Source organism: Bacillus sp. FG16, assembly GCF_057809515.1.
Map to the genome: position 1 here is coordinate 17,054 of NZ_JBMDKC010000014.1, position 13,233 is coordinate 30,286.

General features: G+C 33.6%; 15 protein-coding genes and 1 pseudogene. 8 read left to right on the top strand and 8 right to left on the bottom strand.

Annotated features, from left to right (window positions below):
- Nucleotides 1–74: 74 nt before the first annotated feature.
- Nucleotides 75–215: a YflJ family protein gene (locus tag ACODS7_RS07645; RefSeq protein ID WP_000273536.1), complete on the top strand. Its 141-nt coding sequence runs from the start codon at nt 75–77 to the stop codon at nt 213–215.
- A 59-nt stretch (nt 216–274) separates the two neighbouring features.
- Here ACODS7_RS07645 and bsh read toward each other — a convergent pair.
- Nucleotides 275–1,262, bottom strand: a pseudogene (bsh, locus tag ACODS7_RS07650) (choloylglycine hydrolase).
- A gap of 149 nt (nt 1,263–1,411) precedes the next feature.
- On the opposite strand from bsh, the gene ACODS7_RS07655 reads away from it, so the two are divergent.
- The 4 genes from ACODS7_RS07655 (at nt 1,412) to ACODS7_RS07670 (ending at nt 4,870) form a co-directional block, all read left to right on the top strand.
- Nucleotides 1,412–2,404 carry a zinc-dependent alcohol dehydrogenase family protein gene (locus tag ACODS7_RS07655; protein ID WP_088115671.1) on the top strand — a complete coding sequence of 331 codons (993 nt, stop codon included), beginning with the start codon at nt 1,412–1,414 and terminating at the stop codon, nt 2,402–2,404.
- 160 nt (nt 2,405–2,564) lie between these two features.
- Complete coding sequence (locus ACODS7_RS07660; RefSeq protein WP_050842764.1) at nt 2,565–3,245, top strand: FadR/GntR family transcriptional regulator; 681 nt, start codon at nt 2,565–2,567, stop codon at nt 3,243–3,245.
- A gap of 76 nt (nt 3,246–3,321) precedes the next feature.
- A complete protein-coding gene (locus ACODS7_RS07665; protein ID WP_016082621.1) occupies nt 3,322–4,506 on the top strand; it encodes an MFS transporter in 1,185 nt (394 codons plus the stop codon).
- 58 nt (nt 4,507–4,564) lie between these two features.
- Nucleotides 4,565–4,870, top strand: a complete 306-nt coding sequence (locus ACODS7_RS07670; protein WP_016082622.1) for a hypothetical protein — start codon at nt 4,565–4,567, stop codon at nt 4,868–4,870.
- Between the two features lie 128 nt (nt 4,871–4,998).
- Here the strand turns inward: ACODS7_RS07670 and ACODS7_RS07675 are convergent, their stop codons facing one another.
- The 5 genes from ACODS7_RS07675 to ACODS7_RS07695 all read right to left on the bottom strand — a co-directional run bounded on the left by ACODS7_RS07675 (nt 4,999) and on the right by ACODS7_RS07695 (nt 7,013).
- Nucleotides 4,999–5,145, bottom strand: a complete 147-nt coding sequence (locus ACODS7_RS07675) for a hypothetical protein (RefSeq protein ID WP_016082623.1) — start codon at nt 5,143–5,145, stop codon at nt 4,999–5,001.
- Nucleotides 5,146–5,494: 349 nt separating this feature from the next.
- Entirely contained in the window at nt 5,495–5,806 is a 312-nt protein-coding gene (locus ACODS7_RS07680) for a heavy metal-binding domain-containing protein (RefSeq protein WP_000637505.1), read from the bottom strand.
- Between the two features lie 142 nt (nt 5,807–5,948).
- The gene (locus ACODS7_RS07685; protein WP_140163941.1) at nt 5,949–6,152 is read right to left on the bottom strand and encodes a DUF4028 family protein; all 204 of its coding nucleotides are present in this window, start codon (nt 6,150–6,152) and stop codon (nt 5,949–5,951) included.
- Between the two features lie 153 nt (nt 6,153–6,305).
- Nucleotides 6,306–6,836 carry a general stress protein gene (locus ACODS7_RS07690; RefSeq protein WP_023521336.1) on the bottom strand — a complete coding sequence of 177 codons (531 nt, stop codon included), beginning with the start codon at nt 6,834–6,836 and terminating at the stop codon, nt 6,306–6,308.
- Nucleotides 6,837–6,872: 36 nt separating this feature from the next.
- Nucleotides 6,873–7,013 (bottom strand): hypothetical protein, encoded by a 141-nt coding sequence (locus ACODS7_RS07695; RefSeq protein ID WP_001004567.1) that lies wholly within the window; start codon nt 7,011–7,013, stop codon nt 6,873–6,875.
- A gap of 236 nt (nt 7,014–7,249) precedes the next feature.
- On the opposite strand from ACODS7_RS07695, the gene ACODS7_RS07700 reads away from it, so the two are divergent.
- The 3 genes from ACODS7_RS07700 to ACODS7_RS07710 all read left to right on the top strand — a co-directional run bounded on the left by ACODS7_RS07700 (nt 7,250) and on the right by ACODS7_RS07710 (nt 11,270).
- On the top strand, nt 7,250–7,501 hold the full coding sequence (locus ACODS7_RS07700) for a hypothetical protein (protein WP_000991350.1): 252 nt from the start codon (nt 7,250–7,252) through the stop codon (nt 7,499–7,501).
- A gap of 204 nt (nt 7,502–7,705) precedes the next feature.
- Nucleotides 7,706–10,396: an ATP-binding protein gene (locus ACODS7_RS07705; RefSeq protein ID WP_048565192.1), complete on the top strand. Its 2,691-nt coding sequence runs from the start codon at nt 7,706–7,708 to the stop codon at nt 10,394–10,396.
- Between the two features lie 16 nt (nt 10,397–10,412).
- Entirely contained in the window at nt 10,413–11,270 is an 858-nt protein-coding gene (locus tag ACODS7_RS07710) for a CheR family methyltransferase (RefSeq protein ID WP_048565191.1), read from the top strand.
- Between the two features lie 186 nt (nt 11,271–11,456).
- Here the strand turns inward: ACODS7_RS07710 and ACODS7_RS07715 are convergent, their stop codons facing one another.
- Entirely contained in the window at nt 11,457–12,599 is a 1,143-nt protein-coding gene (locus ACODS7_RS07715) for a fused response regulator/phosphatase (protein WP_029442048.1), read from the bottom strand.
- Between the two features lie 172 nt (nt 12,600–12,771).
- Complete coding sequence (locus ACODS7_RS07720; protein ID WP_048565190.1) at nt 12,772–13,212, bottom strand: ferritin-like domain-containing protein; 441 nt, start codon at nt 13,210–13,212, stop codon at nt 12,772–12,774.
- Nucleotides 13,213–13,233: the final 21 nt, after the last annotated feature.

Here is a 13,233-nt window from a genome sequence, read left to right on the forward strand (position 1 = left end):
TTCCTTCATTATAATTCCTGTACCTCCAAGTATAATCAGAACAAATAAAAACAAAGTTGAAGGGGAGCGATCACATGTATTTCGGAAGCAAAGGTTGGTATGTAAAAGAACTTAAAAAATTAGGTATCCGTACTTATGAAGGTAAAAAACTAGAATCGTATCGTACGCATGTGTTATCTAGTTTACTTGAGAGAATGAAGAAGGCTTCGGCTTAATAGAAAAACACCTCCCGAATTCGCATACTAAGTATGCAAATTCAATGGAGGTGTTTTTATCAGTTTTCATAAAAGATTTTTTGCTTCCGCTGGAACGGATACGTTTTAATCTCAGCTGTATCTAAATCTTCATTGAATAAATGAATGGCTATAATTTGTCTACAATCGTAAGTATGGTAATAATATGTTCCAGACTCCATACACATTGCACTTGTATAGATCGTATTATCTAATATACCGTCTTCTGTTATTACTGCCCCCCTTAGGAACCTCACAATTTGATAAGATATGAAAAATAGCCGATATCCCCTCTTCTTCGTTCTCTATACTTTGAATGTTTTGTTTGCCATATGCTGCCCGTACAAATCTTGATGGCGGGGTGAAATCTCCAGGAAGTCCCATCGTTCCTGAACCTTGGCCAAAAGCACTTAATGGTACATCTCCCCACTCAGTTGGCGCAAATGGCTGCGATTTAAGTCCAATATATTGTCTTAAATTTTGTAAATGCCAATTAAACTCCGGACTATTAGTCATTACTCCTAGTGGATTGTCATACACTTTTATTCCATCAGCTGTCGGCTCAAGTACAATACACGCTCCCGATTTATCTGCTAAAATCCAATGTAGCGGTGGCGTAATTCCTAAAACCGGTAATGGTACATCTATAAAGGCAATGCTATCAATAGATTTTCTTAACTCTTCAACAGAATTGAACTGTGTGAGGCTCCAAGTCACAAAATCAAATGGCGCTACATTCGTTTTATGGTTATCTATACTGTTACTATAAGTAGCGAATCCTGGGAAATAGAGAGTTGCACATGTCATACCAGCTTCATTTACTCCGTCCGCCATCATGACCCTTCCTCCAAAATTAATTCCCATTCCGACAACAGCCTTTTTCGCTCGGATCGTTTCACCAGTTATATTGTTCCACTGATAACGCCGAGGAATGATTATTACTTCTTGATTCATATCTAATGTGAAATCCATTGTTCTCGCAAAAAGGTGCTGAAAATTTTTGGTTTGCAATGTCAAACTAGTACACATGAAGAAATCCCCCCATTCTATAGTTCTATACACATTTTATAAAATTCTGACAAATACGTAAATTAAAAACTCTATTTATCACTAACAAAATAACCCCCAAAACCAAAAATGCTATAATAAACCCAATCAAACTAAGGGGGCAAATTACTTTGCTTGGAACATGCATTCAATTTCATAAGTTTGGCAATCCAAAAGACGTATTACAAGTTGAATATAAAAATATAGAACCACTTAAAGATAATGAAGTTTTCATTCGTATGCTAGTTAGACCTATTAATCCATCTGACTTAATTCCCATCACTGGAGCATACGCACATAGAATCCCTTTGCCTAACATACCTGGTTATGAAGGTGTTGGTATTGTAGAAGATGTAGGCGCTTTTGTTTCTAGAGACCTTATCGGTAAACGTGTGTTACCTTTACGCGGGGAAGGTACTTGGCAAGAATATGTGAAGACATTAGCTGATTTTGTAGTCCCTATTCCTGATTCCATTGATGATTTCACAGCGGCACAAATGTATATTAATCCCCTTACAGCGTGGGTTACATGTACAGAAACGTTAAACTTACAACGTAATGATGTTTTATTAGTGAATGCTTGCGGATCCGCTATTGGCCATCTATTTGCACAGTTATCACAAATTTTAAACTTCCGATTAATTGCGGTGACAAGAAATAATAAACATACAGAGGAATTACTTCAGCTTGGCGCTCATCATGTAATAGATACTTCCACTGCCCCGCTTTATGAAACAGTTATGGAATTAACAAACGGCAGAGGTGCAGACGCTGCGATTGATTCTATCGGGGGACCGGATGGAAATGAATTAGCTTTCTCCTTAAGGCCAAACGGACACTTTTTGACGATTGGTCTTCTATCGGGCGTACAAGTAAACTGGGCAGAGATTGTCACGAAAGCAAAAGTGCACGCGAACATATTTCATTTACGACATTGGAATAAAGAAGTACCGCCATATAAATGGCAGGAGACGTTTCGTCACTTAATTCGTTTAGTAGAAAATAAGCAATTACGTTTTATGACCGTACATTCTACATATGACTTAGCAGATGTGAAAGCGGCGGTTGATGTTGTGCAGTCTGCTGAGAAAACGAAAGGGAAAGTGTTTTTGACGAGTTATTAAATGCAATTGAAGGATCTATTTTGATTGATTTTTTCAAAATAGATTTTCTTCTGTCTTATAAACCTAATTTTAGTATCCCGGCTTCAACTACCTAAAAATAACATTGTCAACAGAACTTAGATTAGTTATCATAAAAGCGAATATAACAGGAGATGAGCAGATGAATATGAACGAAAAGAAATCTTTTTCAAAAGTTTCTCGGCGGAAATTAGTCGATGAAGTATTGGAACGTCTACAAGAGAAAATCTTTTCTGGCGAGTATGAAGTTGGTGATCGCCTCCCTACAGAGCCGCAGTTAATGGAAGAGTTAGGGGTAGGACGTTCAACGCTGCGAGAAAGTATAAAGATATTAGTACATGCTGGTGTATTAGAAGTTCGACAAGGACAAGGTACTCGCATTGTCTCACTAAATACAACGCAAGATTCATTTGAAAAAAGACTGCAAGCAGCTAATATAAATCATGTGTATGAAGCACGAAATATGTTAGATAAAGAAGTGGCGATGTTAGCGGCACAGCGCCGAAGCGAAGAGGATCTTTTATATTTAAAAGGACATTTGAATAAAAGAAAAAATGCCCTTCAAGAAGGAAATTATGTAGCATACATAGATGCAGACATTCAGTTTCATCTAGCAATTGCAAAGGCGAGCAAAAACGAAGTTCTACTTGATTTGTATCAATCTTTCGTACCCGCCCTTCGCCATATTTTAAGCCAATTAATATTACATACAGCGAACTATGAAGATAACTCTGGCATTCATGAAAAGTTATTCCAAGCTATTTTAAAGCAAAATGCCGAAGAGGCACGAACATACGCTGTTCAAAATTTGGAGCTGAAATAAGCTCCTTATCTATTACACATAAACATCAGATGATATACTCAATAACATCTGATGTTTAAGAGAGGAGATAATTAAATTGAAACATCAAGAACGAACTTATTTGTGTATACTAGCAATATTTTTTGTTTCCATTAATTTACGTATTGGAATTACATCTTTTTCACCTTTATTAGAAATAATTCGAAAAGACTTAAATATAAGCAATTTTTCCGTTAGTTTTTTAACAGCTATTCCTGTTTTTTGTATGGGGACATTCGCCTTACTGACTGGGAAGGTAATTAAAACATACGGGGCAGAAAAATCAATTATGACTTGTCTTATTTTAATCGGCTTGGCAACATGTATGAGAGCTTTTACCTTTTCCATTTCCACATTATTCGCGAGCTCTTTATTTATCGGTATTGGAATTGCACTTGCAGGTCCATTACTATCAGGATTTATTAAAGAAAAATTCCCTACGAAAATTGGCTTAATGATCGGCATATATTCAGTAGGTATGGGAACTGGCGCTTCTTTAAGTGCAGGGTTAACGATCCCTTTACAACATGTATTAAAAGGATCTTGGAATATGGCACTCGCTTTTTGGGGTGTACTTACTATTATCGCTATTATATTTTGGTATCCCGTTATGAAACGAAAGAAAAATACGATTAAACAAGATAAAAAGAATAATAGCTTGCCTTTAAGAAATAGAAAAGCATGGTTATTTACAATCTTTTTCGGGCTACAATCAGGAATATTTTACTCTATTACAACTTGGCTTGCACCAGCAAATCAAAGTATGGGTGTGAGTAGTGAGCAAGCGGGTACTCTTATAACTGTTTTTACTGTGATCCAAATGATATGTAGCTTTTTAATTCCAACATTAGCGGATATTTATAAAAACAGAGCACTTTGGTTATTAGGGAGTATGTGCTTTGTATTCGTAGGTTTATCGCTTATGATTTACCCACTAACTACACCATGGATCCCTTCTATTTTACTAGGGATCGGGCTCGGCGGCGTATTTCCACTCGCTCTCATGCTGCCACTATATGAAACAAAAACTTCAGAAGATGCGAGTGCATGGACTGCTATGATGCAATCAGGAGGATATATTATGAGCGGATTCATTCCTGTCCTAGCTGGGATCGCTCGTGACTATTTTGATAGTTATACGCAAGTTTTTATTATAATGGCACTTTTAAGCTTAATTTTACTCCTATTAACTTTAGTCATAAACAAAAAGAAAGTAGAAGCAAAAGATCTTATCTCCGCTTAAATCGAAAAAATGTTAATATATGGTATAATTTAATTAAAAAATGAAAGGAGCTTCTAACATGTGGTTCATTACAGCAATTGCGCCTGTTTTAATAGCCTGGGGAATTGTAGTATATGTGATTGGAAGTCTTAAACATAAATATAACAACGGTAACTTAAGTAAGAAAAAATCAAAAAACGCTCAAATTTTATTAGACAGTTTAATGCCCATGGGAATGCTTTTAGGGTGTTTGATCGGTATTATTGTCGGCATATTTTCTCCTGATTCTTTACTACTTTCAGTTAGTTTAGGATCCGGAATAGGCTATTTATTTGGATTTTTTGCTTATGAAATTTATAGCAAGGTAGGAAACAATTATTCATAATCGAGAAACAGACATGATTGTAGAATAAGCGAGGACATTGCATATGAATCATATAAAATATGTAATGTCCTTTCATCTATTTATTTTTTTATTAACGTTATCACCTTACCTTTCACCATTTCCACATTCTATACACCTTTTTTATTGATTTTTCTCTCCTCTTTCTTTCGCATATCCGCTTTTTTGTTCTTCTCGGCTCTATACCCAAAGTAAAGCAGCGCACATGTAGTAATAGAACCTACAATGTATCCTAAAAAGCCCCCTAACCAAAACATAAATTGCCCCCAATCCGTTATAAATTTTATGTAACAGACATCTGTAAAACGTTCTCGGTACCTCCGTTTTTTATTACAGATTGAAAAATTCCCTTAACCATTCCATCCATGAACATTCTGTCTTCTCTATTTTGATTATTATCTATAAAGTTATTTATACCACTAATTCTTCCATTATCTCAAATAACAACTTTATTATTTATCATAAAGTTTGCACTCATATTACATATATGTAGCATCACTGTTTCTTTTCATTTCGCCCTTGCAACTGGAGTTTACTTCTACAACTTAAAAACAAAAAACCCCCTCAAAGCATGAACTTCAAGGGGTGAGCCTGTTTTTTATTTACTTATATACGTACAGCTGTACCACTTACAGCAACCATTAACATTCCATCACGTACAACCTCGTAATCTACGTCAATACCAACGATAGCGTTCGCACCTTTTTGTTTTGCAAGTTCTTTCATTTCGTCCATCGCAATATCACGAGCGTCTTTTAGCTTACTTTCATAAGCACCAGCACGGCCACCGACAACATCACGAACTGAAGCGAATAAATCGCGGACAATGTTTGCACCCATAATAGCTTCACCATTTACAATATCGATATACTCAATAATCTCTTTACCTTGAATTCCAGAAGTTGTTGTTACAATCATGACTGACACTCTCCTAATAAGTTGTAGTTTTGATAAGCTTTCTTATGTCTTTATTATGACATGGAAAAAGTATCTAATCCATTGAATTACCTTACAGGAATGTGACAGTTTTGTAATAATAAAGCGCGCATTATGTTTAATTTTAATAAAGCGCTTTAACATTGGGATACATAAACGATTCTCTATTTTCTTTCCAATCCTTTTCTACTTCTTTAAAGGTTGGTCGCCCTAATTCTTCATTGTTTTCATGTTTACTAAACCACTTCTTCACATACTTCTCTCCATTTTTACTTTGAACTGTACAAAGGAAACTATTACTGCTATCCTTTAATATTTTTACAATCACGAAAAGGCACCTCTTCCCTTTTAAATAACATGATAGAACTTGATCTTTTACTATAAGCCCTTCCTCTCTTATAGTCATACGACTCCTCGGCCGCGCCAAAGTTGTAAGATCAAAAAAAAAACGATATTCACTTTGTTTACATTGTTCATCATTTTATTTAAAGAAATCAGAGTTATAGGCATTATGCTTATCAAATATTTTATAGATTTCTAACTTATCGTCTAATTTTGCATCTACTAAAATTAATATATTGCCATCGTAAATATATTCTTCATACTTTTTAGCATGTTCTTCTGGAATTCCTAACCCTATAAATGCTCCTATTAAACTTCCAGCTCCTCCGCCAATACCGGCTCCTCCAATAGCTGCTGCGATTGGTCCTGCTGCTACGATTGGACCCATTCCAGAAACGGCAAGTATACCAAGACCTGTTAATAAACCACCGAGTCCGCCTGCTACACCTCCTGCTACAAGCCCTGTCGCTGAAAAGATATCCGCTTTATGTGCAGTTTCATGATTTACTTTTTCACCCGATTTTTCTTCAAGGTGTTCAATTTCCTTTTGATCTTTCGCAATAGCTGAAATGTTATCTGCTGAGTATCCCTTATCATTTAATTCATTAATAACGAGTGCCGCATCATCAATTGTTCTAAAAACACCTACTATTTTTCTATCTAAATTCATAACTATTAACCTCCTAAAGTTTTATGTAATATATCTTTATTTTTCTTCATTTCTGTATACACTAATCTTCTTATTAACATAACCATTTACGAAGAAAGCGAATAGTAAAAGCACTACAAGTGAACTACTTAACAAGTAAATTAAATCAAATGTAATATCAATCATCATTTCATTCATGTATACCAGGCTCCTTTTTATTTAAAGTGAAAGTATATTTTGATAGACTAATCTACTAAACATAGACATCTTACAATTCATCTTCAATCAATCTCTTTGTAGTATATGTATACCCTTCCTAACCTTTTCTAAACGTAAAAAACTATACTTATATTTTTTCTTATTTATATGTTTAACATTTTTTAAAACGGGTATGTTTATATTGTTATGCTTACTATATGGAAAGGAATATTACGATGAACGCCATTCACTCTACTACTATTTCTTATAATGAAACACCTACAATAACTCAGATTCATCATTTTTATGCTTTAATGACAACATTTCAAGCTAATTTGTTTATAAGTAAACATGGAACAATGACATCAATCAAAAATTTAAGCACTCTAGTATCCTTTTTCCTTACTGTAAAAAAGAAAGATCTTATATTATTTATTTTTGAAGGAATAGATGCAAAAAGAGCTTTAAGAACACTCTTCCCTTCTTAGAATGTTTGTTACCCTCTATTCCCTCGTTTACTACCTTTCATATATGTTTTTATATTTCAAAATGATTTCCTCTATTAAAAAAGAACCCCCTAATATAATAGGGGGATTTCTAGTTTGGCCTTATGAAAACTGATATAATATATATTACGTTTTTCATTCTTTAAAATAGAAAAGTTTTAATAACCTTGAAGGTAGGAATTTTTAATGAACTCGAAAGCAAAATTTAGTATTCGTTACAAAATTATGGCTGGTTATTTAGTTATCATTTTGTTCTTACTTGTTTCTTTCATTATGTTAAACAATGAGATTTCCAACTTACAAAAATCTCGTAATTTTATTATTGATCACGATTTTAAAGTTCTCAATTTAACGAATCAAGTGGAGAAAGAGTTACTAACAATTGAAAATAAAGCGAAAGGGTTTATCATTTCTAATAACCCTACTTACGTGCAATCCCTTAACTCTGCGGAAAAGGATTACGAAAAACATTATCAAGATCTTTTTGCTTTATTAGAGGATAACCCCTCTCAGCAAGAAAAATTAAAACAGATTAACGAAAACATTACTAGTTGGATTAATAAAGAGATTCACCCACTTATTACAAATAATAATAGTAATAATGTACAAACAATCGACACGACTCAAATTCAGTCATTACAGTCGCAGCTAACTAACTTCCGGAGCACTGAGGAGCAACTAACGAAAAAAAGAGCTGCACAATTAGATATTGAAAATAATAAATTAGAGATTTGGTTATACAGTTTATTGTTCTTACTTTCTTTTATTTCCATTATCGTTTCACTCTATATTTCGAATTCCATTACAAAAACGATTAAAAATGTAATTCAAGCTATTAAATCAATTTCTTCTAAAGAAAAAATTACGGAAAGAATTCATGTAAATACACATGATGAAATAAAAGATCTTGCTCATACAACGAACCACTTACTAGACGAAATATCGAAAAGAGAGTGGTTACAAACTGAGCTTGCAGAATTAATTTTAATGTATCAAGGTGTATCTTCTATTGAGATGTTAGGTAAAAAAATTCTTAGTGGAATTATACAAAAAACGCAAACTTCTTGCGGTGCATTTTATGTACGTGAAGAATATGAAGAAACTGTCTACTATGTGAAAAAAGCTTCTTTCGCCGATCAAGGTGCTGATATTGGAAAACAATCCATTAAAATGGGTGAAGGTTTCATTGGACAGTCTGCCTTAGAAAAGAAAAGTTTTATTCTCAGGGATATACCCGAAGAGTTTCGTTATGTCACTAGCGGAGTATTAGAAATACGTCCTAAAAATCTACTAGTCATCCCTATCTTATTTGAGGATGAGGTGATTGCAGTAATGGAGTTAGTAAGTGTAACTGAGATTTCAGACTTACATCAAGATTTAATTCAACAAACTATTGATAATCTAGGTTTAACAATCCATAGCATTATAGGACGTATGCGAATTCAAACTCTTTTACATGAATCACAAGCAATGACAGAAGAGTTACAAGTTCAATCAGAAGAATTACAAACGCAAGCTGAAGAACTACAAATGCAAGCGGAAGAATTACGAACAACGAATGAACAATTAGAGTCTAGAACTGAAGAAGCTGAACAAAAGACAGCTGACTTACAAATTACCAAATCAGAATTAGAAGAAAAAGCAAGCGAGTTGTTACGCAGCTCAAAATACAAATCTGAGTTCCTAGCAAATATGTCACATGAATTACGCACACCGTTAAATAGTATTTTACTATTATCTGAAATGTTAAGAGAAAATCATGATAATCATTTATCGGATGATGAAATTGAACTAGCAACTGTCATTCATTCATCAGGGAAAGACTTACTTACTTTAATTAATGACATACTAGATTTATCTAAAGTAGAAGCAGGCAAACTAGACATCATTTTTGAAGCAACGAACATAAGTGACATGGCAGCCAATATGCATCAAAACTTTTTACATATAGCTGCACAAAAAAATGTCGAATTTACGATTGAAGACAGTGATACGATTCCTGATCTGTTTTATACAGATGCAAAACGGATTGAGCAAATTATTAAAAACTTATTATCCAATGCATTTAAATTCACGGAAAAAGGATCCGTTTCTTTACATTTCGATTCAATAGAAACAACCAATTTAAGTCATGATATGCAGTCTATAAGTAAAGATTGGATTACAATTTCAGTAAAAGATACTGGTATTGGTATCGCTAAAGAACAGCATCAACTTATTTTCGAAGCCTTTCAACAGGCAGATGGAGCAACGATTCGAAAGTATGGTGGTACAGGACTAGGTTTATCTATTTGTAAAGAGTTTGCTAGATTGTTAGGTGGTTGGATTACGTTAGAGAGTAATGTAGGAGAAGGTAGTACTTTCACAGTATATATTCCTAACCTTCCAAATGGATTACATGATATACAGTTCTCCAATTTAGAAGTCGCAGCAACGATAGAAGATGTTATTCCTGCTGAAGTTGTTGAAGAAACTATCGTTACTACCGAAACAAATAACGTCTTCCAAGAGAAAACAATTTTAATTGTCGATGATGATCATCGAAATATATTTGCGTTACAAAATGCATTAAAAAAACAAAACGCCAACATTATTACTGCCCAAAACGGCATAGAGTGTTTAGAAATACTAAAAAGCAATACAAATATTGACCTTATTTTAATGGATATTATGATGCCTAATATGGACGGTTATGAAACGATGGAAAATATCCGAATGAACTTAGGGTTACATGAAATACCTATTATCGCATTAACTGCTAAAGCAATGCCAAATGATAAGGAAAAATGTTTATCTGCTGGCGCTTCAGATTATATAAGTAAACCATTAAACCTACATCAACTCTATTCGGTAATGAGTGTATGGTTAATAAAATAAGTGAGGTTTAGTTGGAGTGGAAAATAAGTATTATAATTTTGATCCATCAGTAGATACGGATGAGTGCACGAACTTAGAAATTGAATTACTATTGGAAGCGGTATTTAAACTATCAGGATTTGATTTTCGCCAATATGCTCGCACATCTATTTATAGAAGGATTTGTAATCGAATGCAGCTCTCTAATATCCCAACCATTTCAAAATTAATTGAAAAAGTAATTCACGAGGAAGGGGTTTTAGAACAGTTATTAAATGATTTCTCGATTAATGTAACTGAGATGTTCCGTAACCCTGCTTTTTTTAAAGCGCTAAGAGAGCATGTTATTCCTGAATTGAAAAAGCAACCTGAAATTAGAATTTGGCATGCTGGATGCGCAACTGGTGAAGAAGTATTATCGATGTCCATCTTACTTCACGAAGAAGGATTAAGTGAAAAGTCGGTTATTTACGCAACAGATATGAATACAAATGTGTTAGAAAAAGCAAAACAAGGCATCCTCCCGTTAAATAAAATGCAAACTTATACGAAAAACTATTTACAAGCTGGCGGTACACAAGCATTTTCTAACTATTATTCAACAGATAATCGTTTCGCTTATTTTAATCCATCACTGTTACAAAACATTATTTTTGCACAGCATAATTTAGTAACCGATCAATCTTTTAACGAGTTTCATATTATACTTTGTCGTAACGTTTTAATTTACTTTACAAGTAAACTTCAAAATCAAGTGCAGCAACTATTTTATGAAAGCTTAAGTCACAATGGATTTCTATGTTTAGGAAATAAAGAAACTCTTCGTTTTTCAAATATAATGCCGCATTATACCCAATTTAATCCTAGTGAACAAATTTATCAAAAAATACAATAAAGTGAAACTTTAATCAGTGGGGGGCATCCCCCACTGATTATTAGTTGAACCAATCGGGCGTTTACGGGCAGTTGATCTCCCACCTACCTTCTTTGCTTCAGACTAAATTTTTTGGTGGGAGTCTTACTGCCCGTTAATGCGGGATAAAAAGCGTATGAAATCCTCTGTTTGGATTTCATACGCTTTTTATTTCGCATTCGTTTGTATCATAATTAGACACATATCATCTGATTGCGCTTTCTTTTGTTCTTCCTTGTAAAACCCTTCTATCTCGCCTTCTAAATCTCCCCATTTTCTTTCTGTAAAAGTACGTAATTTCTCTTCAGACTCAAATTCATCATTTGCAATTGCTTCAAGAACACCATCTGTAAACAATAATATTTGAGCGTTCTTCTCAAAAGGTATAACTGTCTTTTTAACTTTTATTTCATCAAAAAATCCTACGGCACAACTCCCGCGATCTAGTTCAACTACATTTGTTTCATCAACTAAAACATATCCAGAAGGATGCCCTGCATTTACATATTCAACTGTTCTATCTTCTGTATTAACAACTAAGTATATCGCCGTAAAATAATAAGGAATATTATCATTTTCATTATGTAAAAGGGTCATATATTTATTTAATTCTTTAATAACGAGTTCTGGATCAATTAAACATTTAATTGTTTCACGTAATACAGACGAAATAAACATACAAACTAATGAAGCAGATACACCATGTCCCATCACATCTAATAATATAATACCGTAGCGATTTTCATCGATTTTATACCAATAATACATATCTCCAGCTAGTTTAAATGAAGGCAAGTAACTTGCTTCAATTTTTATATGATCTTCTCTTAATGGGCTACTTAATAAGTTTCTTTGTACTTGCGTAGCTAAATCTAGTTCATTCCGAAGATTTTCTTCTTGTTCTTTATGCCAATTTAATTCTGATTTCAAGCGTAACGCTACACGCATACGTGCTAATAATTCAACTTTATTTATAGGTTTCGTAATATAATCCATTGCCCCCATATCAAGAGCTTCGGCCAATTTATTTGCATCCTCTAAAGCTGTAACAAAAATAATAGGGATATCTTTAAACTTCTCCTCTTTTTGTAATCGCCTACAAACTTCAAGTCCATCAATTTCAGGCATCATAATATCTAATAGTATTAAATCAATTTCATTATGCCTGGAAGAATCTTTTCCAAACTGTATGTATTCGAAGAGCTCTTGTGCAGAATTGAGCGATACAAGATCATGATATCCGGCTTGTTTTAAAATCTTCTCAATTACAAATATGTTAACCGGATTATCATCGACAATTAAAATGGACACAAGTTATTTCCCCTTTTCTTATTTAAAATGTAAATCTATTATCATTTTCTATTTTTCTAGTATTACATACTCAGTTACAAAATGAAAATTTCTTACTCAAACATATTTATACAACAAAAGAACAAACCCCTAGAAATAGGAATTTGTTCTTTCACTCTATAAATTTCTACTTTTAATTTAAAACCATTGCTTTATTAGTTAAAAGACGATCTAATTCTTCCATATGATTTGTTTCATCTGCAATCATATCTTCTAACTTTACAACTAACTCTGTCATATTTAATTTCGCTGCCTGTTCTTTTCTCGTTTCATAACGCTTAATTGTCTCATATTCTGATTGTCTAGCGGATTCTAACATTTCTCTAACATCTTCTACTTGTTTCACTGGTAAAGGGATTGTAGTAGGTGTACCACCTAACGTCTTAATTTTCTCCGCTAAATATAGGGCATGTCCTTGTTCATCACTAATTTCAGATTCAAAGAAAGGTTTTAACACTTGTCTATATATACCAGAAACTGTAGCTGCATTATGGTTATACATAATAATTGCTGAGTATTCTCCTGCTAAATCTTCATTCAATCCTTCGATTAGTTCGTTCACATCGTGTGACATTTTCATATCTCCTCCTATACT

Bases quoted from the DNA above. Each gene is read 5' to 3' on its own strand.
- ACODS7_RS07660 (WP_050842764.1), top strand. From the start codon at position 2,565: ATGAATATGAACGAAAAGAAATCTTTTTCAAAAGTTTCTCGGCGGAAA.
- ACODS7_RS07680 (WP_000637505.1), bottom strand. From the start codon at position 5,806: ATGATTGTAACAACAACTTCTGGAATTCAAGGTAAAGAGATTATTGAG.
- ACODS7_RS07705 (WP_048565192.1), top strand. From the start codon at position 7,706: ATGAACTCGAAAGCAAAATTTAGTATTCGTTACAAAATTATGGCTGGT.
- ACODS7_RS07720 (WP_048565190.1), bottom strand. From the start codon at position 13,212: ATGTCACACGATGTGAACGAACTAATCGAAGGATTGAATGAAGATTTA.
- ACODS7_RS07670 (WP_016082622.1), top strand. From the start codon at position 4,565: ATGTGGTTCATTACAGCAATTGCGCCTGTTTTAATAGCCTGGGGAATT.
- ACODS7_RS07645 (WP_000273536.1), top strand. From the start codon at position 75: ATGTATTTCGGAAGCAAAGGTTGGTATGTAAAAGAACTTAAAAAATTA.
- ACODS7_RS07675 (WP_016082623.1), bottom strand. From the start codon at position 5,145: ATGTTTTGGTTAGGGGGCTTTTTAGGATACATTGTAGGTTCTATTACT.
- ACODS7_RS07690 (WP_023521336.1), bottom strand. From the start codon at position 6,836: ATGAATTTAGATAGAAAAATAGTAGGTGTTTTTAGAACAATTGATGAT.
- ACODS7_RS07700 (WP_000991350.1), top strand. From the start codon at position 7,250: ATGAACGCCATTCACTCTACTACTATTTCTTATAATGAAACACCTACA.
- ACODS7_RS07695 (WP_001004567.1), bottom strand. From the start codon at position 7,013: ATGAATGAAATGATGATTGATATTACATTTGATTTAATTTACTTGTTA.